The sequence below is a fragment of the Cryobacterium sp. TMT1-2-2 genome (assembly GCF_004403505.1).
GTDB lineage: Bacteria > Actinomycetota > Actinomycetes > Actinomycetales > Microbacteriaceae > Cryobacterium > Cryobacterium flavum.
Genome location: NZ_SOGS01000024.1, coordinates 151,262 through 170,958 on the forward strand (window position 1 = coordinate 151,262; position 19,697 = coordinate 170,958).

A 19,697-nucleotide genomic window follows, 5' to 3' on the forward strand; every position below is an offset into this window, starting at 1 on the left:
CCTCTGATTGCTTGCTCCCTTTTTCTTCTCAGTTCTTGGTTTTGTTCTTGCTCTTGTCTTCTCTTCTTCTTCAACTTTTTCTAGTCTTTCCCCGTCGTTAGCCTATTCGCCGTCAGTGACTAGGCAAACGAATAGGCAGGCGGTGCTGCTCAACCCGCCGGCCGGCACGTTATCCACACAAGAATTCGCGCGCGCGTGCTGCTTCTGTTCTGTTCTTCCTGTTTAAGTACTGTTAAGGGGGCCATGAGTATTTGCGCTCGTGGGGGCCAGTGTTATTGACGTTCGGGGCCACGGGGTGATGTGGCGAGTAGCGCGTTTCGGGGCCACCGAATATTTCCGTTCGGGGCCATCTGTTTAGCTCCTTCTGCCGCGTGTATAGGCACGCGGCAGAAGGAGTAATCAATAATGGTACGAAGGATTCAAGCCAAGCGGGTGCTGGGACTCCGCGCTGAGGGCATGACGGGGCGCGCGATCGCCTTGTCGCAGGGTATGTCGCGCAAGAGTGTGCTGGCGGTGTTCGACGCCGCCGACAAAGCTGGCATCGACCGTGACGCTCACGTGAATCGAAGCGATGCGGAGGTGTATTCGTTGCTGTTCCCGGGGCGCGGCGAGCACGAAAGTGTGTTCGTGCAGCCGGATTGGGGCACGCCTCAGCGGCGATTACCCTCGACACCTATGCCGACCTGTTCGACGATGACCTTGACGCCGTAGCGGTCGCGTTGGATACTGCGAAGACCAGGTCGGACGCGCTGCCGTGACGATGCGCGCCCGTCAGGGTCGTTTTCCCACCGCGGGGAGTGGCCCTAGAAGGCTGGGTACGGCGTCGCCCCACCCAGCTGAAAAGCCAGAATTGAGCCGTTTCAGCTGCTCCATATCACACCGAAATTTTTTTGAAGTGTGGGCAAAATGTGGGCAAACGGCCATTCCTGAGAATGGCGAAAATCCTACAGCCCAGTGTTTACAAGGGATGCAGGGCCGTCAAGAGTGGTGCCCCTGGAGGGATTCGAACCCCCGGCCATTTCCTTAGGACGGAATTGCTCTTCCACTGAGCTACAGAGGCGGTTCGGCAAGTTTAGCCGGTCACGCCGGTCCGCCCGCTCGATGGCGGGTCGCTGCACACGAACGCCTGCAGGCTTGGGTCAGCTAGCTGGCCATGTGCACAATCTGAATGCGGTTGCCACACGTGTCGTCGAGAACCGCGGTGGTCACCGGCCCTATGACCGGGGGCTCCTGGGTGAAGCGCACGCCGAGGCCTCGCAGTCGCTCATACTCCGCCGGAACGTCATCGACAGCGAACTGGGTGAACGGAAGACCGTCGGCGACCAGGGCGTCCTTGAACGGCTTCGCGGCCGGGTGGCCGCTCGGCCCCAGCAACAGTTCGGTACCCTCAGGGTTCTCCGGGGATACCACGGTCAGCCAGCGGTCAGCCAGCGGTCCTCACCACCCAGCGGAACGTCGTTCTTTTTCACGAAGCCCAGCACCTCGGTGTAGAACCGCAGCGCCTTCACCTGTTCGTCGACGAACACGCTCGTAATGTTGATTCGCATGACCAAAAGCCTACGCGGCGGGCGCCAGGTAGGCATCCCATTCCTGCTCGGGCCGCTCGACTCCGCGCACGATCCAGGTCGTGCCCTGCGGCATCCGTGGGGTGAAGCGCAGCTCCCAGCCCATCTCGGCCGGGGTGTGGTCGCTCTTGAGGTTGTTGCAGCGCAGACAGCAGGCCGCGAGGTTGTCCCAGGTGTCGCGGCCACCGCGCGACCGCGGCAGCACGTGGTCGATTGTGGCCGCCGACTTGCCGCAGTAGCAGCAACGGTGCTCGTCGCGGCGCAACACCCCGCGGCGACTCACCGGCACCAGGCGTGACATGGGGATGCGCACGTACCGGGTGAGCAGAATGACGCTCGGGCGATCCCACGAGCCCGAGGCCGCGAAAACAGGGTGGTTCTGATCCGACTGCACGATCGTAGCCTTTTGGTTCATCACCAGAATAAGCGCTCGTTTGAACGAGACGACGGCGAGGGGCTCATAGCCCGCATTGAGTACCAGTGTGCGCATGCGCTCCCTTTCGAAGGAGGCTGGACGGCTTCCAGCCATTCGAACTACATCCGATGCGGAAAGAACAGGAGCGTGGCAAAGCGAAAAAGAGTACAAAAAAAGGCGCCGTCACAATGACAACGCCTTCTGGCTGCTCACACAGCTCTTCTCGCTCTGACAACTATGCCGAAAGCACTCGCGACCGCGCACATCCATGGTGTGGATAGTGCGTCGCTCATGCATTGGCTCTCCTTACGGCCCTACAAACTACATCAGGGCACTAGGTTAACCCACAAATGGTGCAACAGGTGAACCTGTGTGCGCCATTTGTGTGAGCTGTTACCTAGTGTTCATGCGAGGAGCCGAACTAGATGCCGATCCGCACGATGTAATAGTCGCTGGTCCAGATCGGCTGGATCCGCACGGACTGGCCGGTGTACGGCGCGTGCAGAATGTTTCCGTTGCCCGCGTAGAAGCCGTCGTGGCCGTCCATGATCACGAGGTCGCCGGGCACGGCGTCTTCGATCGAGATCTTGGTACCGGCCGCCCCCTGGCCCACTGAGGAGTGCGGCAGGCTGATGCCGAACTGCGCGTAGACGTACATAATGAAGCCGGAGCAGTCGAAGCCGGCCGGGGTGGCGCCACCGTAAACATACGGTGTGCCCTGATACTGCGAGGCAACATTGAAAACGGATGCGAGATCAAAATTCGGGTAGGTCGGGTTGGCCAGGAAGTCGGCAACACTCGGGCCCGAATAGCTTGCGGCGTAGGAGGTCATCTGCGCGGCAACCTCGACACGGCGGGTTTCCGCGGCGGCGGCGGCAACGGCAGCAGCAAGTTCTTCGGGAGTGGTGGCGGTGAAACCCTCGCGAGCCACGCTCACGGTGGCGGCCTGCGCATCGACTTCAACAGCCTGCGCCTGAGCCTTGGACATCTCCGTGGACTCGGTGGCCTTGAAGGAGGCGTCCTTCGAGCCGGGAGCGAAGGCATACGCCGGGAGAGCCATGGTGGCAACGAGTCCGGTGGCGAGGGTCATGACGACAATGTTGGCGAAACCGCCACGGCGCTTCTTCGGGGTCGCGCGCGGCAGTGCTCGGTGGGAGTGTGCCGACGATTCCACTTTTTCCAGGGAATCAGATGTTCGGCTCAGCCCGCGTCGGGACCTTCTTGTTCCTAATGCAGCCAAAGTTTTAACCTCCGGCGCCTCGACAACACTAGGTCGTTGTCCCGTCCACTTCGCTAATCGCGGGTGTGTTCCGAACCAAGAGACGGGGTAAGCAGGCGTCTTGGCTAGAGTCCTTCGACCTTTCATGGTCTGTGGGACATCCCTGAGGCTACAAGAAGCTCGCCCATTTGTCACCCTGAAACGGTACATTTCTAACGGATTGGTAACGGACGCCCGTCCAGGTCGTGACGACTGGCTCGATTCATCAAGCAGCGAACCCGGCGAGATGTCAGTGTACGACTGGCACGTAGCCGATCGGCGTGGTCACGAAAATGTGCCCGGCGACCTCGTTGGGCAGCTCTAATCCAGCACCAAAACCCTCGACCTGTACTAGAACGTACGATCCAGCGGCCGAAAACGCCCCGGTCGCACCGGGCATCACACCGCTCTGCTTGAGCTGCAGCAGCAACTCCGGGTCGAACTGCACGGGTTCACCGAGACGACGGATGACCGCGGTCACCGGCACGGTCGAACTCCCCACCACCGACAGCACGCTGGTCACCCCCGCCATGAAGGCAACGGCCGCGGACTCACCGAACTCGTCGAGGCCCGGAATCGGGTTTCCGTAGGGGGACTCGGTCGGGTGACCGAGCAACTCCAAAATCTTGCGTTCGACCTGCTCGCTCATCACGTGTTCCCAGCGGCAGGCTTCGTCGTGCACGAACTCCCACTCGAGTCCGATCACGTCGCTGAGCAGCCGTTCGGCCAGGCGATGCTTGCGCATCACGTGCACCGCCTTGCTGCGGCCGGCCGGGGTGAGTTCCAGGTGTCGATCCCCGGACACGATGACGAGGCCGTCTCGTTCCATGCGCGCGACGGTCTGCGAGACGGTCGGGCCGGAGTGACCGAGGCGTTCGGAGATGCGCGCCCGCAGGGGCACGATCTGCTCTTCCTCCAGGTCGAGGATCGTGCGGAGATACATTTCGGTGGTGTCGATCAGATCGCTCATCCGCAGCCTTTCATTCGGCTCGTGCGTGCACCGTTCATAGGTAAGTGAATGGTGCTCCGTTGGCGGCCCCGGCCGGGCCCGCACAGCGTCACAAGCCTACCCGCCCGCAGCTGGGCAACTAGAATCGCCGTATGGCCGACCTACTGATACCCACCGATCTGCTCCCCCTCGACGGACGATTCGGCTGCGGCCCATCGAAAATCCGGCGTGAACAGCTCGACCACCTGCTGGGATTCGGCACCGGAGTGCTCGGCACATCGCACCGCCAGGCCCCCGTGAAAGACCTCGTCGGTCGCGTGCGCGCCGGCCTGGGCGAACTGTTTCGCATTCCCGACGGCTACGAAGTTGTGCTTGGCAACGGCGGCTCGACCGCATTCTGGGATGCCGCCGCCTTCTCCCTCATTGAAACCCGCGCGCAGAACCTGGTCTTCGGCGAATTCGGCGGCAAGTTCGCCAAGGCGGCCGCTGCCCCCTGGCTCGAAGCCCCCGACGTGATCAAAGCCGACACCGGTTCACGCAGCGACTTCGTGGTGCGCGACGGCATCGACGTCTACGCCTGGCCCCAGAACGAAACCTCGACCGGCGTCATGGCCCCGGTCACCCGGGTCGACGGCGATGCCGGCGCCCTCACCGTCATCGACGCCACCAGCGCCGCGGCCGGCATCGACTTCGACGCGAGCCAAGCGGATGTCTACTACTTCGCCCCGCAGAAGAACCTCGCCTCCGACGGTGGCCTGTGGATCGCCCTGTTCTCCCCCGCCGCGCTCGAGCGCGTCGAACGCATTGCGGCGAGCGGCCGGTACATTCCCGAGTTCCTCAGCCTCAAGAACGCCGTGGACAACTCGCGCCTGAACCAGACGCTGAACACGCCGGCCCTCAGCACCCTGCTGCTGATGGAAAACCAGATCGACTGGATCAACCAGAGCGGCGGACTGACGTGGGCGTCGGCGCGAACGCAGGCATCGTCATCCGTTCTGTATGACTGGGCAGCCGGCGTCGACTACGCGACCCCGTTCGTGGCCGAACCGACGCACCGCTCGCAGGTTGTCGTCACGATCGACTTCGACGACGCCATCGACGCCTCAGCCATCAGTAAGACGCTGCGCGCCAACGGCATCGTCGACACCGAGCCGTACCGCAAGCTCGGCCGCAACCAGCTGCGCATCGCGACTTTCACGGCGATCGACCCGGAGGACGTCAAGAAGCTCGTGGCGTCCATCGAGCACGTCGTCGGACACCTCGGCAACTAGCGAACGTAAGGATCGGGTCATGCGTCTCTGGTTGAAAGACAGCGAGCGTCGGCCCGATCCGCTGCCCGCGCGAACGGATGCCCGCAAAGCCCTGTTCGTCGGCACCATCGTCTGGCTGGTCGCTGTCGGCGCCGCCCTCATCGTTGAGGTCACGGCGCCGGCAGCGTCAGGCTTAGGGGCGGCGAGCGCGACGACCGCGGGTTGGTGGCTGTGGTGCACTGTGATCGGCGTCGGCCTCGGCCTCTTCGGCCTCGCCTGGGTGCAGTTCCGCCGCCGCTAGCGCCTCGTCGAAGTCGATGCCGTCAAGCGCGTCGAGCGAGTCATCCGCGTCGTCGTCGCCCGACTCTGCGTCGTCATCCGAGTCCTCGTCTAAATCGTCATCCGACTCGTCGTCATCGTCATCGTCATCGTCATCGTCATCGTCTGACTCGTCGTCGTCGGTGTCGTCAGCATCCGCTTCACTGTCGTCGCCACCGTCGTCGACGAGGCGATCCGACCACGGCACCCACTCGGGTGCGAGCAGCGAGTCATCGCCGGGTGTGAGCTCGGTTTCGAGCACCTTCGGCTCGGAGTTCTCGTCGACCCGCGCGAGGGTGACGGTCCAGCGCCAGCCCGGGTAGCCGGTCATTAGGCAGTCGAACAGCAGCGACACCACGAGGTCGCCCTCGTCGATGTGGCCGATGACCTCGCCGATGGTGTCGTCGGTCGTGATCTCCAGCAGCGCCGCGCGGGCCAGCTCGACGGCCGCCAGCAGGGTGGCGTCGGTCGGCCGGGTGGGCTCGGCCGCGGTGAGCTCGGCCGCGGTGGGCTCGACCGCGGTGGGCTCGACCGCGGTGGGCTCAGCGTCTGTCAGCTCAGGCATCCAGTTCCTCGGCAACCTTGCGCAGCATCGCCGCGATCTTCTTGCTGTGGCTCGACTCGGGGTAGCGTCCACGCTTGAGGTTGGTGCCGATACCGTCGAGCAGCTTCACGAGGTCTTCCACAATGATGGCCATATCGTCGGCCGGCTTGCGGTTGAACTTGCTCAGGCTCGGCGGCGCCTCGATCACTCGTACCGAGAGCGCCTGGGCGCCGCGTTTGCCGTCGGCGATGCCGAATTCGAGCTTCGCGCCGGCCTTGACGGTTACGCCGGAGGGCAGGGCGGAAGCGTGGAGAAAGACTTCTTGACCGTCATCGGATGTGATGAAGCCAAAGCCTTTCTCCTCGTCGTAAAACTTGACCTTGCCGGTGGGCATCTGAACCTCACTGAGTTTTGGGCGCACAGAAGTGCGCGGGGTGTGAACCCAGCATATTCGGTTGTGGCACCGGCGTGCCCGTATCCTTAGCAGGTGACCAATCAAACTCCACACCCCGTCAGCCGGCTTGAGCGCGTTCTCGCTTACATGGTGGCGAGCGTGGTGGGGCTGTCGATTCTGGCGTTCGTCGCGGTGATCATCGCAACGGCGATGGGCGTCGGCGCCAATGACGGATTCAGCCGTGGTATCTGGCCACCAATCTTCATCCTTCCGCTCTACGGACTGCCCTTCGGCTTCGTGCTCATCATCGCGCTCATGATCTCTGTGGGAGTTCGCCGCAGCCGCGAAGCTCGACGAGACCGCGAGTAATGCTCGGCCTCGCATCGAGACTTCGGGTCCTGCCCGATGCCGAGCTGCGGCGCGTTATCGGGGTGCGCGGCATTTCTGCGAGCGGCATCCATGACTTCTTCGATCTGGCCGAGGCCCTGCTTGACCCGGGCAATGTGCAACTGGCCTTGAGCCACCTCGACCGTTCGACGCTCGCCGTTCTGGCGGTAGCCGGGCAGCTCACGAGCAACAATTCCGTTCCCACCCTCCAAGCGGTGACGAACCGGTTGCGGGAATTGGGGTCGACCGAGGTCACGCTGACCGAGGTAACCAGTCGGGTCGACACCCTGCACGCCCAGCTCCTCGCCGATCACGCCGACGGATGCTGCATTCCTTACGACGCCGTGTCGGCTCACCTGGCGCGCTGGCCGGCCCAGGGCCTGCCGGGTGCCGCCGACCTCGCGGTCGCTCTGCCCCCGGCATCCCTCACCGCTGTCCCCGACACCGAGGTCGCCTTCATCGACCAGCTGGCCGCCGAACGCGCCTTCGCGGTCGTGTCATCGATCGCGGAGCTGGTCAACGAGCTCAGCCGCGAGCCTGCCCGGCAGCTCAGCCGGGGCGGGCTAGGCCTGCCCGACACCAAGCGACTGTCCGCCGTGATGTCCGTCGACGTCGATCTGGTGGCCCCGATCCTGGCCCTGGCATCGCGGGCCGACCTGCTCGCCCGCTCCGACGGTTATTGGATGGAGACCGAGGCGGGCGAAGGCTGGCTGCTCGAACGCACGACCGCGCGCTGGGCGGCTCTGGCCGCGGCCTGGCAGGCGGCGCTCCCGCCGATCGTGGCCGATATCCTGCCGCGTCAGGCCGGGCTGCTCTGGGGAGACGGCCTCACCACGTTCATCGCCTGGCTGTACCCGGCCGGCGGCGAGTGGATGCTCGCACAGCTCACCGAGTTCGCCCGCGACGCCGAGTTGCTCGGCATCACCGCCCACGACACCACCAGCACGGCCGGCGCGAGCGTACTGCGCGGCGACCTCGAGGCGGCCGTGGACACCATCGCGATCGCGCTCCCGACCGAGGTCGGCGCGGTGTATCTGCAGCACGACCTCTCGATCGTCGCGCCCGGACCGCTCGCACCGTCCATCGACTCCCGCCTGCGCGGGATGGCCGACGTGGAGAGCCGCGAGCTGGCGTCGAGCTATCGCATCACCGCGGCATCCGTCAATCGCGCCTTGGCCGCGGGCGAGAACGCCGACTCGCTGCTCGCTTTTCTCGCGTCGATCTCGCTCACCGGCATTCCGCAGCCGGTCGATTACCTCATCAAGGAGTCGGCTTCGCGGTACGGTCGGGTGCGAGTGGGAAGTCTCACCGGCGCACCGAACGCCCCGGTCGCTCCGGTCGGCGATGAGACCGTTTTTCTGAGCTACGTCTGCTCAGCGGATGCCGCGCTGCTCGGCACGATCGCCGTCGACCAAACTCTGGCGCCACTCGCTCTCGTGCGCGCCGGCGACAGCGAACACTTGCTCAGCCGCTTCGCCGGTGACGCCGTGTTCTGGGCACTCAGTGACGCGCGCTATCCGGTCGCCGCCGAGGACGACCTCGGTGAGATCGTGCACCTGCGCCGCCACCAGATCGCCCACGTCACGCTGACGCCGACGGTTGATACCGCCCGCAACCTGGTCGAGAAGCTACGACTCGGCGCCGAAAGTGGTATTTCGGTAGCGGATGCCTGGCTCACCCGCCAGCTCGACACCGCCATCAAGGCCAAGCAGACCATCCTGGTGAGCATTGCGATGCCCGGCGGCGCTGTGGTGGACTACCTGCTCGAACCGGCCAGCGTCAGCAACGGACGCTTTCGGGCCCGGGACCGCCGTGCCGATATCGAGCGCACCCTACCGCTCAAGAGCATCCTCAGCATCACACCGGCGCCCTGACCGGCCTGCGCGCGGGCATCCGCTGGACGCGACCGACGACCGGACGAGAGTGAGAGCGCAATGACCAGCCCCTGGACAGGACCGCGCACTGACGAGAGTCATGAATGCGTGCGCAATGACCAGCCCCTGGACAGGACCGCGCACTGACGAGAGTAGGATTGGGCGCTATGTCTGATGGCCCCCTGATTGTCCAAAGTGACCGCACGGTGTTGCTCGAAGTCGCCCACCCTCTTGCCGAGGATGCTCGTCACGACCTCGCCGTTTTCGCCGAGCTGGAACGCGCTCCCGAACACATCCACACCTACCGCATCACGCGGCTCGGCCTGTGGAATGCCCGTGCGGCCGGGCACGATGCGTCGGATATGCTCGCAACGCTCGAGAAATATTCCAAATTCGCCATACCGCAAACGGTCAGCGTGGACATCACCGAGACCGTCGGGCGTTACGGCCGGCTCGTCATCGAGCGCGATTCCGAGGGCGCCCTCGTGCTGCACAGCAGCGACCAGGCCGTGCTCACCGAAATCGCCGGAGCCAAGCGAATCGCGCCACTGTTGATCGGGCATCCGTCACCGGAGACATACCTGGTGGAGGCGTGGGCACGCGGACAGCTCAAGCAGGAGCTGGTCAAACTCGGCTGGCCGGCCGAAGACCTCGCCGGGTACACGCCCGGAACTCCGCACGACATCGCCCTGTTGGAAGACGGCTGGGCGCTGCGCGACTACCAGAACAAGGCCGTCGCGAGCTTCTTCGACGGCGGTAGCGGCGTGGTCGTGCTGCCCTGTGGCGCGGGCAAGACCCTCGTCGGCGCCGGAGCCATGGCGACCGCGAAGACGAACACGCTCATTTTGGTGACCAACACGGTTTCCGCGCGCCAGTGGCGGGACGAGTTACTCAAGCGCACCACCCTGACCGCAGAGGAGATCGGCGAGTATTCCGGCCAGGTGAAAGAGGTCAAGCCGGTCACCATTGCGACCTATCAAATTCTTACCGCGAAGCGCAAGGGCGAGTACGCGCACCTTGAACTGCTCGACGCGATGGACTGGGGCCTCGTGATCTACGACGAGGTGCACCTGCTGCCCGCGCCCGTGTTCAAGCTCACCGCTGAGCTGCAGGCGCGCCGCCGCCTCGGCCTCACCGCCACGCTCGTGCGGGAGGACGGCCGGGAGGGCGACGTGTTCAGCCTGATCGGCCCGAAGCGCTTCGACGCCCCGTGGAAAGAGATCGAGGCCCAGGGCTTCATCTCCCCGGCCAACTGCTACGAGGTGCGCATCGACCTGCCGCAGTCCGAGCGGCTCAGCTACGCCGCTGCCGCCGACGACGAGCGCTATCGCCTGGCCGCGACCGCACCGGCCAAGCTCGGCGTGGTACAGGCGCTGATCGCGAAGCACGAAGGCGAACGCATCCTCGTGATCGGCCAATACCTCGACCAGATCGACGAACTCGCCGAGGTCTTGAACGCCCCGCAGCTCACCGGCGCCACGCCGATCGACGAACGCGAGCGGCTGTACCAAGCGTTCCGGGTGGGCGAGGTGAAGGTGCTCGTCGTCTCGAAAGTCGCGAATTTCTCGGTCGACCTCCCCGAAGCGACCGTGGCCATCCAGGTGTCGGGCTCGTTCGGCTCCCGCCAGGAGGAAGCCCAGCGCCTCGGCCGGCTGCTGCGGCCCAAGGTGTCCGGCTTGTCGGCGAACTTCTACACGCTGGTCGCCCGCGACACGGTCGACCAGGATTTTGCGCAGAATCGCCAGCGTTTTCTGGCCGAACAGGGCTACAGCTACACGATCCTCGACGCCCAGAGCCTCACGGCCCCCCTCGCTGTCTGACCCGCGGGCAGTTTTGTCCAGCGACCTCGCCGACCCGTGAGTTTCCTGCGCCGACCCGCCCCCAAACTCACGTCTCGGCGAGCGGATGCCCCCAACTCACCTCTCGCCGAGCGGCTCACCCGCCACCAGCCCCGCACACACCCGCGTCCCCCGGTGGCTGTGGACGGGGCCCAGGCCCCGTCCACAGGCCCAGTTTATAAACTGGGCCCAGGGTTATAAGGTGGGCCCAGCCAGTGCGGCCCGGCGCAGGCCGCCCACCAGCACGCGATCAGCACGCGCGCTCAGCCGCCCCCGCTCAGCCGGCGGGGCGCAGGTAGCGCAAAAAGAGCATGTCGCCGGCGCGCAGCACGTGCAGCAGTTCCATGGCTCGGGTCGCCGCGGCCTCCCCAACCGCGATGCGCCCGGCGGAGCCTCCGACGAGGACCGGGGCGAGGCTCAGGCAGAGCTCGTCGACTCGGTCCGCCGCGAGAAGGTCACCGAACAGGTGCGGACCACCCTCGCACAGAATCTGCGGCAGGCCCCGCGCCGCGAGCTCCGCCACCAGACGGCGCGGGTCGATCGCCTCGTCGCCGCAGATGACGACGTCGGCCACGGCGGCGAGCGCGGCCCGGCGGTCGGCCGGTGCGGCCGCATGGGTCAGCACAATCGGCCGGGTCGCCGCATCAACGAAAACCGGATGCCCCGGCTCAAGATCCAGCCGCCCCGACACAATCGCAACGGGGGGCTGGGCGGCCAGACCCGCCTGCACGCGCCAGGCCGCGTCATCCTCTGACAGGAGAATGCCGCCATAGCCCTCGGCCCGCACGGTTCCGGCGCCGACCAGAATAACGTCGGTGAGCAGCCGCAGGGTGTCGAAGACCAGCTTGTCGTCGGCGTTATTCAGGCCACCGCTGAGGCCGTCAACCGTGGCGGCGCCATCGAGGCTCGCGATGAAATTCACGCGCACCCACGGCACCGAGCGGTCAGCCACCCGGTAACACTTGATCAATTCGGCCCGTGGCGGCAGTTCGGCGCGTACGGAAGACTCAGAGCTCGGAGGTAGTTCGGCCCGCACCGACGACTCAGCCCGCGAGGGCACTTCGGCACCCATCAGGCGACGTTGTGACGCTCGTAGGCAGGCTCGCGAAACCCGAGGATGGCCTCGGTCATGCGCACGGCGTCGACGGCGGCCCGCACGTTGTGCATGCGCACGATGCGGGCGCCCTGCAGAATGCAGACCGTCATGGCGGCCAGCGACCCCTCGACCCGTTCGCCGCGCTCACGGTCAAGGCTCTCCCCCACGAAATCCTTGTTCGACACGGCCACCAGGGTGGGCAGGCCGAGGCCGGCGATCTCACCGAGCCGACGGGTCAGTTCGAGCGAGTGCCGGGTGGTCTTGTTGAGGTCATGGCCAGGGTCGATGATGATGCGTTCGGGCGGCACCCCGCGCCCGACCGCACGGTCGACCCTGGCGAGCAGAAACGCGCTCACCTCGGCCACGACATCGTCGTAGTGCGGCGCCGGGTACGGCATGCGCGGCGCCGCGAGGCTGTGCGTTATCACCAGGGTGGCATCGCTGTTTGCAACGACATCGGCCATCGCGGGGTCATGCACCCCGGTCGTGTCGTTGATCACGTGCGCGCCGGCGGCGATGCTCGCGGCGGCCACGGCGGGGTGAAAGGTGTCGACCGAGATGACGACCCCGGAACCGCGCAGGGCCTCGACCACCGGAACCACCCGGTCGATCTCCTGCTCGATCGGCACGGCCGGCCCGGGCGCGAACTTCGCACCGCCGATATCGATCCAGTCGGCCCCGTCGGCAATAGCCTGACGGGCCGCCACAACGGATGCGTCGAGAGCGAACGTTGCGCCCTGGTCATAGAACGAGTCCGGCGTGCGATTGATGATGGCCATCACGGCCACCTCACGATCGAAGTCGAAGGTGCGGCCGCCGATCAGCCGGCGCGGGGCATCCAGTTGTGGCAGCGTCAAGGCCGGGGCCGAGCTGATTCTGGTGCGGGTCATATCGGTCCTCAGGTTGAAACACGTCGATCGTTCCTCCCATCATGTCGGTAATTCGTGCCGCACAACGGATCACCGCCCGCCGATCCCACCACGTACCGCCCACTCTCAGCAAAGCTCCAGCTAACGCGCAGATACTGGTGGCATGACTGACGGCCCCCGCATCCTTATCGTCGATGACGAACCCAATATCCGCGATCTCCTCACCACCAGCCTCCGTTTCGCCGGCTTCGCCGTGCGCGCCGTTGGCAATGGTGCACAGGCCATCTCCGCCGTGCTCGAGGAGGAACCCGACCTCATCATTCTCGACGTCATGCTCCCCGACATGAACGGCTTCGGGGTCACCAAACGCCTGCGTTCGGCCGGCTACACCGCACCGATCCTCTTCCTCACGGCAAAAGACGACACCGAGGACAAGATCACCGGCCTCACGGTCGGCGGCGATGACTACGTGACCAAGCCGTTCAGCCTCGACGAGATCGTCGCGCGCATCAAGGCCATTCTGCGCCGCACCATGCACGCCGACGAGGATGCCGTGATCCGCGCCGGCGAGCTCACCATGGACCAGGACACCCACGAGGTTCTCGTGGGCACCGAGGCCATCGAGCTGAGCCCGACCGAGTTCAAGCTGCTGCGCTACCTCATGCTGAACCCCAACCGGGTGCTGTCAAAGGCGCAGATCCTCGACCACGTCTGGGAGTACGACTTTAACGGTGACGCCGGAATCGTGGAGAGCTACATCTCCTACCTGCGCCGCAAGGTCGACGTGCACTCGAGCGAACCGCTCATCCAGACCAAGCGTGGCTTCGGCTACATGCTCAAGGCTGCCAAGGCATGATCCATGGGGCTTAGGCACAGCGAGCTTTCGTAGACTAAATCCACACTTATGCACGAAACCCTCTCCAGGCGGTGGAGCAGCATCTCCCTCCGTTCCAAGATCACCGGTGTCACGGTGCTGATGCTCACGCTCGGCCTGCTCGTTTCGGGCATCGGCACCATGGCCATGCTCAAGCAGTATGTGGTGACCCAGGTCGACACGCAGCTGCAGGTCGACACGCAGACCGCGCTCAGCGGCTACTCGTCGAGCGTGTTCTCGCAGGGTGACACCAAGGGCGTCGCGTCGGACTACTTCGTGGCCCTGTATGACCAGGACGGCGCCCTGATCACCCGCACCTGGCAGGAACGCGACCACGCTGAGCTGCCTGTGGTGGGTATGCCGCTCGACCTGAAGCGGGTATCGCAGCTCGACGGGCAGATTCAGACACTCTGGGACGCTGCCCACGACACCGAGTTTCACGCCATCATGGTGCCCGTGGTGATCAGCCCCACCGGCACCTACGGCACCCTCGTCATGGCCGTTTCGCTGCGGCCGACCGAGAACACCATGGCCACCTATCTCACGATCTTTCTGGGTTTCGGCGCCGGGGTCGTGTTGATTGGTGCCATGCTCACCCGGGTGCTCGTCACGACCACCTTCGTGCCGTTGCGTGAGGCGGAACAGACCGCCGCGGCCATCGCCGACGGCGACTTCAGCCAGCGGCTCGGCGGCGCCACCCCAAACACCGAGGTCGGTCGCCTCAACCGCTCGCTCAACATCATGCTCAGCCGCATCGACCGCGCCTTCAAAGACCGAGCCCGCACCATCGACCAGATGCGCCGCTTCGTCGGCGATGCCAGCCACGAGCTGCGCACCCCCCTCGTCTCGGTGCGCGGTTACGCCGAGCTGTACCGCATGGGCGCGCTGCAAACCCCCGAAGATGTTGCTCAGGCCATGGAACGCATCGAGAAAGAGGCCATCCGCATGGGCGGCCTGGTCGAGGACCTGCTCGAACTCGCTCGCCTCGACGAGACCAAGCCGCTCGCGCTGACCCCGGTCGACCTCGTTCCCCTGGCCCGTGACGCCGCCCTCGATGCCATGGCGAGTTCCCCGGGCCGCCAGGTTACCGTACTCGCTCCCCCGGCTGTTGTCGGGCCGCTCGACGGGCACGTTGACGGCGACTCCGGCGAAATTGTGCCGTTCGAAAACGACTCGTCGGAGAGCGTCACCACCGGCGCCATCACCCGGCCGTCCGGAACCGGCACGCCGACCGGAGCCATCGCCTTCGCCGGCGCCACCCTGGCCCGGCTGCGCACCCGCAAACCGCGTCGAGGAACCGTCGTTCTGCCCGAGGCTGACCTGACTGTACTGCCGGTGGAGCCGCAACTGCCGCCGATCGTCATGGCCGAAGAGAACAAGATTCGGCAAGTCATCACCAACCTGATGGGCAATGCGATGCGCTTCACCGCCTCGGACAGCCCGATCGAGCTCGAGGTGATGGTCGACCCGCACGCCCAGCGAGCTTCCATCGCCGTGATCGACCACGGCGAGGGAATTCCGCCGCAGATTCGGGAGAAGATCTTCCAGCGATTCTGGCGCGCCGACTCGTCTCGCGCTCGCGAAACCGGCGGCAGCGGCCTCGGACTCGCCATCGTCGCCGCGATCGTCGCGAGCCACAACGGCACCGTCGACGTCGTCGACACTCCCGGCGGCGGCGCCACCTTCCGTGTCTCGCTGCCCCTCGCCGGAACGCCGAGCGCCCCGCAGCACGCACAGCCCGTCATCCCGTAGGGGCTCCTCCCCAGGGTACGGGTGGCGACATCCGCTCACAGATCTGCGCCTGACAAGCGGATGCTGCCGCTCCTCTTCTACTCTCACAGTCACCAACCACTGTTATGTAGGAGAAGGGCACACCATGACGAGCTTTCAGGTCGACAGCGATGCGGTGCAGAGCACCGCGAGCACCGCCCGCGGCACCATCGCGCGAGTGCAGGCCGATGTGGGCGATCTCAACGCTCAGCTGACCAGTCTCGAAGGGTTCTGGACCGGCCAGGCCTCCGCCGCCTTTCAGGGCGCATTCGCCGAGTGGCGCGGCATGCACCAGCAGCTGGAGGAAAGCCTGACCGTGCTCAACCAGGCGCTGAGCGTGGCCGGGCAGCAGTACGCCGAGACCGAGCAGGCCAACACCCGACTGTTCGCACGGTAGGTGCGCTGCACCGAGGTGTGAGCCTTGGGCCAATTTTCGCGAAAAGCGGCGTGAATCTCACACCTCGGCGGTAGAAACTCACAACCAGGAATCTGTGATATCCCGCGCGGGATAACACCCTGAACCCCGAAGAGGCCCGGAAAGACGCGGATCTTGCCTTGCTAGACTGACAGACGCGCACCACGCCGCCACCGCGGCCACTCGGATTGCCAGTGCGCATATCGGGCACTGGCGCCATCGAGACATCACACCGAGCACCAAGGATGAGATGACTCTCTCTGCCCACACTCCCGCTCTTCCCCCGGAGAGTCCCGCCGCCGGCCCCCCGGAGAACAAGACCCGGGTCAATAAAACAGTCTTCTTCGGTTCCGCCTCCGGCATCATCGCGATAGCGCTGTGGGCGATCCTGGCCCCCACCAACGCCAGTGACGTCATCGCCGCCGTCGTTGGTTGGGTTTCCGTCAACCTCGGCTGGTACTACTTTCTCATCGTCACGGTCGTCCTCGTGTTCGTGATCGTCGTCGCCCTGTCCCGCGTCGGTAAGACCCGCCTCGGACCAGACCACTCGCGTCCGCAGTTCAGCCTGTTCACCTGGACGGCCATGTTGTTCGCCGCCGGCATCGGAATCGACCTGATGTTCTTCTCGGTCTCCGAGCCAGTCACCCAATATCTCGCTCCGCCCACCGGCGACGGCAGCTCGGTTGAGGCCGCCCGCCAGGCCATGGTCTGGACGCTGTTCCACTACGGCATCACCGGCTGGGCGCTCTACGCACTCATGGGCCTGGCCCTCGGCTACTTCGCCTACCGGCAGAACCTGCCGCTGAGCATCCGTTCGGCGTTGTATCCCATCTTCGGTAAGAGAATTCACGGACCGATCGGCGACGTGGTCGACATCGCCGCAATTCTCGGCACTATCTTCGGCATCGCCACGAGCCTCGGCATCGGCGTCGCCCAGCTCAACTACGGCCTAACCTTCATGTTCGGAACGCCGGAGACCCTTCTGGTGCAGGGTTCGCTCATCGCTCTCAGCGTGGTGATGGCCACGATTTCCGTCGTGTCCGGGGTCGAAAAGGGCATTCGACGGTTGTCCGAACTAAATGTATTGCTCAGCGTCGGGCTCATGCTGTTCGTGCTCATCGCCGGCAACACGAGCTTTCTCCTCGACGCCATCGTGCTCAACATCGGTGACACGCTCAGCCGTTTCCCGGCGATGACGCTCGACACCTTCGCCTACGACCGTCCCGACGAATGGCTGAACTGGTGGACCCTGTTCTTCTGGGCCTGGTGGATCGCCTGGGCTCCGTTCGTCGGCCTGTTCCTGGCCCGCATTAGCCGCGGCCGTACCATTCGCGAGTTCGTCGCCGGCACCATGATCGTGCCATTTGCTTTCATCCTCATCTGGATCGCAGTCTTCGGGAACAGTGCTCTCGCAATCGTGATCGGCGGCGACGCCGGCTTCGGCGAGGTCGCAATGAATTCCCCGGAGCGAGCATTTTATTCCCTGCTGGCCGAGTTTCCGTTCGCCCCGGCCACCGCTGCGATCGCCACCTTCACCGGACTGCTGTTCTACGTCACGAGCGCCGACTCCGGCGCCCTCGTCATGGCGAATTTCACCTCACACCTCAAGGACTCTGAGTCTGACGGGCCCAAGTGGCTGCGCATCTTCTGGGCGGTGACCACGGGCGTGCTGACCATGGCGATGTTGCTGGTCGGCGGTATCCCGACGTTGCAGAATGCCACGATCATCATGGGGCTGCCGTTCTCGGCCGTACTGCTGCTCGTCATGCTCGGGCTCTACAAGGCACTACGGGTAGAACAATCGCTCACCGACAGTTTTCGGGCCAGCCTGCCCAGCCTGCTGTCGGGCCGCAGCACCGACCCGGCCCGCGCCCGCAACTGGCGTCAGCGCCTCACCCGGGCGATGAGTTACCCCGGCCCGCGCCAGGCGGAACGTTTCGTTTCGAGCGTGGCACTGCCCGCCTTGCAGGAGGTGCACGATGAGCTGCTCCAGCAGGGCGCGGAAGTCACCCTGTCGCAGGGAATCGTCGACGGACTGCAGATTCCGCATCTCGACCTGAACGTCTCGATGGGCGACGAGCGCGGTTTCAAGTACCAGATCTACCCCGTTCAATTCGATACCCCCACCTATGCGGTGCGCGCAGCCAGCGCGAGCGGCAAGTACTACCGCATGGAGGTCTTTTCCCTCGAGGGCAGCCATGGCTACGACCTCATGGGCTACAGCAAGGAGCAGGTCATCACCGACGTGCTCGATCACTACGAAACACACCTCGACTTTCTGCACCTGAACCGTGCCGAACCGGGAAACACCGCCCTCGCCGAGGACCAGGTGGCCAAAGACAACTGGGAAGCCGATTTCGAATCGGACGAGGTCAAACAATGAGCACCACCACCGCACCGGCCACACTGTTCATCAGCGGGGCCTGGGTACCCGCAAGCGACGCCGGCAGCAGAGAGATCCGTTGCCCGGCCGATCAAACATTGGTCGGTACCGTCAGCGAGGCCACCACAACGGATGTCCACGCCGCGATCCGCGCCGCCCGCACCGCTTTCGACAGCGGAATCTGGAGCACAGTGCCGGCGCCCACCCGCGGCGACTTTCTGCTGCGGGTGGCCGCTGAATTGCGCGTGCGCCGGGCTGAATTCGCCCGCGCCGAGACCCTCGACACCGGCAAACGTTTGGTCGAGAGTGAAATCGACATGGACGACATCGCCAACTGCTTCACCTACTTCGGCAAGCTCGCCGGACAGGACAGCGGCCGCATGGTCGATGCCGGCGACGAGCGCGTCATCAGCCGCATCGTGCACGAACCCGTCGGAGTCTGCGGCCTGATCGCGCCGTGGAACTACCCCCTGCTACAGGCTGCGTGGAAGATCGCCCCGGCCCTCGCGGCGGGCAACACCTTCGTGCTCAAGCCGAGCGAGCTCACCCCGCACACCAGCATGCTCATGATGGAGCTGCTCGACCACCTCGGCCTGCCCGCGGGCGTCGCCAACCTCGTTCTCGGCGCGGGCCCTGTGGCCGGAGCCCCGCTGGCCAGCCATCCCGACGTCGATCTCGTCTCGTTCACCGGAGGCCTCGAAACCGGCAAGAAGATCGCCGCCGCAGCTGCCGGAACCGTCAAAAAGGTCGCCCTCGAACTCGGCGGCAAGAACCCGAACGTGATCTTCGCCGACGCCGACTTCGATGCCGCGGTCGACAACGCTCTCAACGGCGCGTTCGTGCATTCGGGCCAGGTATGCTCCGCCGGCGCGCGCATCGTGGTGGAGGTATCCATTGCGGAGAAGTTTGTCGACGAGCTGGTGCGCCGGGCCAATCAGATTCGTCTCGGCGGGCCATTCGACCCGAACGCCGAGACCGGACCGCTGATCAGCGCCGCCCACCGCGACAAGGTCACCGCCTACGTAGCCAAGGGTCTGACCGAGGGAGCCCGCCTCCGATCGGGCGGAACCTGGGGCGAGGGCGACCTGACCGAAGGGTTTTACTACACGCCCACCATCCTCGACCAAGTATCGAGCGGAATGTCCGTCGTGATCGACGAAGCGTTCGGCCCGGTCGTGACCATCGAGACCTTCGAGACCGAAGCCGATGCCGTGCGGATCGCGAACGACACCGTCTACGGCCTGGCCGGAGCGGTCTGGACCCAGGACGCCGGCAAGGCCCAACGCATAGCCAAGGCCCTGCGCCACGGCACCGTCTGGATCAATGACTTTCACCCCTACCTGCCGCAGGCCGAGTGGGGCGGCTACGGCCAGTCGGGGTCCGGCCGCGAGCTCGGCCCGATGGGCCTCGGCGAATACCAGGAAACCAAGCATATCTACCAGAACACGGCCCCGGCCGTGACCGGCTGGTTTCAGCAGCGGTAGCTGCGGGCATCCGC

Annotated in this window: 20 protein-coding genes and 1 tRNA gene; 11 read left to right on the forward strand and 10 right to left on the reverse strand. The window is 65.1% G+C overall.

Features of this window, described 5'->3' with window-relative positions; genetic code table 11:
• Nucleotides 1-405: 405 nt before the first annotated feature.
• Entirely contained in the window at nucleotides 406-711 is a 306-nt protein-coding gene (locus E3T35_RS20270; protein ID WP_174777105.1) for a hypothetical protein, read from the forward strand.
• Nucleotides 712-985: 274 nt separating this feature from the next.
• On the opposite strand, the gene E3T35_RS14640 is transcribed toward E3T35_RS20270, so the two are convergent.
• From E3T35_RS14640 to E3T35_RS14660, 6 genes are all read right to left on the reverse strand, one after another.
• Nucleotides 986-1,060, reverse strand: a tRNA-Arg gene (locus E3T35_RS14640).
• A gap of 83 nt (nucleotides 1,061-1,143) precedes the next feature.
• Nucleotides 1,144-1,410: a VOC family protein gene (locus E3T35_RS14645; protein WP_370449340.1), complete on the reverse strand. Its 267-nt coding sequence runs from the start codon at nucleotides 1,408-1,410 to the stop codon at nucleotides 1,144-1,146.
• A 2-nt stretch (nucleotides 1,411-1,412) separates the two neighbouring features.
• Nucleotides 1,413-1,547, reverse strand: coding sequence for a VOC family protein (locus E3T35_RS20275; RefSeq protein ID WP_370449341.1), 135 nt, complete (start codon nucleotides 1,545-1,547; stop codon nucleotides 1,413-1,415).
• 10 nt (nucleotides 1,548-1,557) lie between these two features.
• A complete protein-coding gene (locus E3T35_RS14650; RefSeq protein ID WP_092112504.1) occupies nucleotides 1,558-2,055 on the reverse strand; it encodes an HNH endonuclease in 498 nt (165 codons plus the stop codon).
• Between the two features lie 346 nt (nucleotides 2,056-2,401).
• Entirely contained in the window at nucleotides 2,402-3,154 is a 753-nt protein-coding gene (locus E3T35_RS14655) for a C40 family peptidase (RefSeq protein WP_241988872.1), read from the reverse strand.
• 334 nt (nucleotides 3,155-3,488) lie between these two features.
• The gene (locus E3T35_RS14660) at nucleotides 3,489-4,208 is read right to left on the reverse strand and encodes a metal-dependent transcriptional regulator (RefSeq protein ID WP_134379807.1); all 720 of its coding nucleotides are present in this window, start codon (nucleotides 4,206-4,208) and stop codon (nucleotides 3,489-3,491) included.
• A gap of 131 nt (nucleotides 4,209-4,339) precedes the next feature.
• Between E3T35_RS14660 and serC the strand changes: the two genes are divergently transcribed.
• Nucleotides 4,340-5,458 carry a phosphoserine transaminase gene (gene serC / locus E3T35_RS14665; RefSeq protein ID WP_104089154.1) on the forward strand — a complete coding sequence of 373 codons (1,119 nt, stop codon included), beginning with the start codon at nucleotides 4,340-4,342 and terminating at the stop codon, nucleotides 5,456-5,458.
• A gap of 19 nt (nucleotides 5,459-5,477) precedes the next feature.
• A complete protein-coding gene (locus tag E3T35_RS14670; RefSeq protein WP_134379809.1) occupies nucleotides 5,478-5,738 on the forward strand; it encodes a DUF2530 domain-containing protein in 261 nt (86 codons plus the stop codon).
• Here the strand turns inward: E3T35_RS14670 and E3T35_RS14675 are convergent.
• Nucleotides 5,631-6,320 (reverse strand): DUF3027 domain-containing protein, encoded by a 690-nt coding sequence (locus E3T35_RS14675; protein ID WP_134379811.1) that lies wholly within the window; start codon nucleotides 6,318-6,320, stop codon nucleotides 5,631-5,633. The genes E3T35_RS14670 and E3T35_RS14675 overlap by 108 nt on opposite strands.
• Nucleotides 6,313-6,693: a cold-shock protein gene (locus E3T35_RS14680; protein WP_092112494.1), complete on the reverse strand. Its 381-nt coding sequence runs from the start codon at nucleotides 6,691-6,693 to the stop codon at nucleotides 6,313-6,315. Before E3T35_RS14680 ends, E3T35_RS14675 begins: the two co-directional genes overlap by 8 nt.
• Nucleotides 6,694-6,786: 93 nt before the next feature.
• Between E3T35_RS14680 and E3T35_RS14685 the strand changes: the two genes are divergently transcribed.
• The 3 genes from E3T35_RS14685 (at nucleotide 6,787) to E3T35_RS14695 (ending at nucleotide 10,774) form a co-directional block, all read left to right on the forward strand.
• Nucleotides 6,787-7,062 (forward strand): hypothetical protein, encoded by a 276-nt coding sequence (locus E3T35_RS14685; protein ID WP_241987583.1) that lies wholly within the window; start codon nucleotides 6,787-6,789, stop codon nucleotides 7,060-7,062.
• A complete protein-coding gene (locus tag E3T35_RS14690) occupies nucleotides 7,062-8,954 on the forward strand; it encodes a helicase-associated domain-containing protein (RefSeq protein WP_134379813.1) in 1,893 nt (630 codons plus the stop codon). Before E3T35_RS14685 ends, E3T35_RS14690 begins: the two co-directional genes overlap by 1 nt.
• Before the next feature lie 167 nt (nucleotides 8,955-9,121).
• A complete protein-coding gene (locus tag E3T35_RS14695; RefSeq protein WP_134379815.1) occupies nucleotides 9,122-10,774 on the forward strand; it encodes a DNA repair helicase XPB in 1,653 nt (550 codons plus the stop codon).
• Nucleotides 10,775-11,069: 295 nt separating this feature from the next.
• Here the strand turns inward: E3T35_RS14695 and E3T35_RS14700 are convergent, their stop codons facing one another.
• Nucleotides 11,070-11,744, reverse strand: coding sequence for a pyrimidine reductase family protein (locus E3T35_RS14700; RefSeq protein WP_241987584.1), 675 nt, complete (start codon nucleotides 11,742-11,744; stop codon nucleotides 11,070-11,072).
• 119 nt (nucleotides 11,745-11,863) lie between these two features.
• Complete coding sequence (gene folP / locus E3T35_RS14705) at nucleotides 11,864-12,778, reverse strand: dihydropteroate synthase (protein WP_134379819.1); 915 nt, start codon at nucleotides 12,776-12,778, stop codon at nucleotides 11,864-11,866.
• Between the two features lie 142 nt (nucleotides 12,779-12,920).
• Between folP and E3T35_RS14710 the strand changes: the two genes are divergently transcribed.
• The 5 genes from E3T35_RS14710 (at nucleotide 12,921) to E3T35_RS14730 (ending at nucleotide 19,683) form a co-directional block, all read left to right on the forward strand.
• A complete protein-coding gene (locus E3T35_RS14710) occupies nucleotides 12,921-13,613 on the forward strand; it encodes a response regulator transcription factor (RefSeq protein WP_092112483.1) in 693 nt (230 codons plus the stop codon).
• A gap of 48 nt (nucleotides 13,614-13,661) precedes the next feature.
• Nucleotides 13,662-15,383, forward strand: a complete 1,722-nt coding sequence (locus E3T35_RS14715) for a HAMP domain-containing sensor histidine kinase (protein ID WP_134379821.1) — start codon at nucleotides 13,662-13,664, stop codon at nucleotides 15,381-15,383.
• Between the two features lie 124 nt (nucleotides 15,384-15,507).
• Entirely contained in the window at nucleotides 15,508-15,798 is a 291-nt protein-coding gene (locus E3T35_RS14720) for a WXG100 family type VII secretion target (protein WP_105035001.1), read from the forward strand.
• A gap of 268 nt (nucleotides 15,799-16,066) precedes the next feature.
• The gene (gene betT / locus E3T35_RS14725; RefSeq protein WP_134343808.1) at nucleotides 16,067-18,199 is read left to right on the forward strand and encodes a choline BCCT transporter BetT; all 2,133 of its coding nucleotides are present in this window, start codon (nucleotides 16,067-16,069) and stop codon (nucleotides 18,197-18,199) included.
• Nucleotides 18,196-19,683 (forward strand): aldehyde dehydrogenase family protein, encoded by a 1,488-nt coding sequence (locus tag E3T35_RS14730; protein ID WP_134379823.1) that lies wholly within the window; start codon nucleotides 18,196-18,198, stop codon nucleotides 19,681-19,683. The genes betT and E3T35_RS14730 overlap by 4 nt, the downstream gene beginning before the upstream one ends.
• Nucleotides 19,684-19,697: the final 14 nt, after the last annotated feature.

Excerpts from the sequence above, each read along its gene's own strand:
- E3T35_RS20270 (WP_174777105.1), top strand. The coding sequence starts at position 406 with ATGGTACGAAGGATTCAAGCCAAGCGGGTGCTGGGACTCCGCGCTGAG.
- E3T35_RS20275 (WP_370449341.1), bottom strand. The coding sequence starts at position 1,547 with ATGCGAATCAACATTACGAGCGTGTTCGTCGACGAACAGGTGAAGGCG.
- E3T35_RS14650 (WP_092112504.1), bottom strand. The coding sequence starts at position 2,055 with ATGCGCACACTGGTACTCAATGCGGGCTATGAGCCCCTCGCCGTCGTC.
- E3T35_RS14660 (WP_134379807.1), bottom strand. The coding sequence starts at position 4,208 with ATGAGCGATCTGATCGACACCACCGAAATGTATCTCCGCACGATCCTC.
- serC (WP_104089154.1), top strand. The coding sequence starts at position 4,340 with ATGGCCGACCTACTGATACCCACCGATCTGCTCCCCCTCGACGGACGA.
- E3T35_RS14670 (WP_134379809.1), top strand. The coding sequence starts at position 5,478 with ATGCGTCTCTGGTTGAAAGACAGCGAGCGTCGGCCCGATCCGCTGCCC.
- E3T35_RS14675 (WP_134379811.1), bottom strand. The coding sequence starts at position 6,320 with ATGCCTGAGCTGACAGACGCTGAGCCCACCGCGGTCGAGCCCACCGCG.
- E3T35_RS14680 (WP_092112494.1), bottom strand. The coding sequence starts at position 6,693 with ATGCCCACCGGCAAGGTCAAGTTTTACGACGAGGAGAAAGGCTTTGGC.
- E3T35_RS14690 (WP_134379813.1), top strand. The coding sequence starts at position 7,062 with ATGCTCGGCCTCGCATCGAGACTTCGGGTCCTGCCCGATGCCGAGCTG.
- E3T35_RS14695 (WP_134379815.1), top strand. The coding sequence starts at position 9,122 with ATGTCTGATGGCCCCCTGATTGTCCAAAGTGACCGCACGGTGTTGCTC.
- folP (WP_134379819.1), bottom strand. The coding sequence starts at position 12,778 with ATGACCCGCACCAGAATCAGCTCGGCCCCGGCCTTGACGCTGCCACAA.
- E3T35_RS14710 (WP_092112483.1), top strand. The coding sequence starts at position 12,921 with ATGACTGACGGCCCCCGCATCCTTATCGTCGATGACGAACCCAATATC.
- E3T35_RS14715 (WP_134379821.1), top strand. The coding sequence starts at position 13,662 with ATGCACGAAACCCTCTCCAGGCGGTGGAGCAGCATCTCCCTCCGTTCC.
- E3T35_RS14720 (WP_105035001.1), top strand. The coding sequence starts at position 15,508 with ATGACGAGCTTTCAGGTCGACAGCGATGCGGTGCAGAGCACCGCGAGC.
- betT (WP_134343808.1), top strand. The coding sequence starts at position 16,067 with ATGACTCTCTCTGCCCACACTCCCGCTCTTCCCCCGGAGAGTCCCGCC.
- E3T35_RS14730 (WP_134379823.1), top strand. The coding sequence starts at position 18,196 with ATGAGCACCACCACCGCACCGGCCACACTGTTCATCAGCGGGGCCTGG.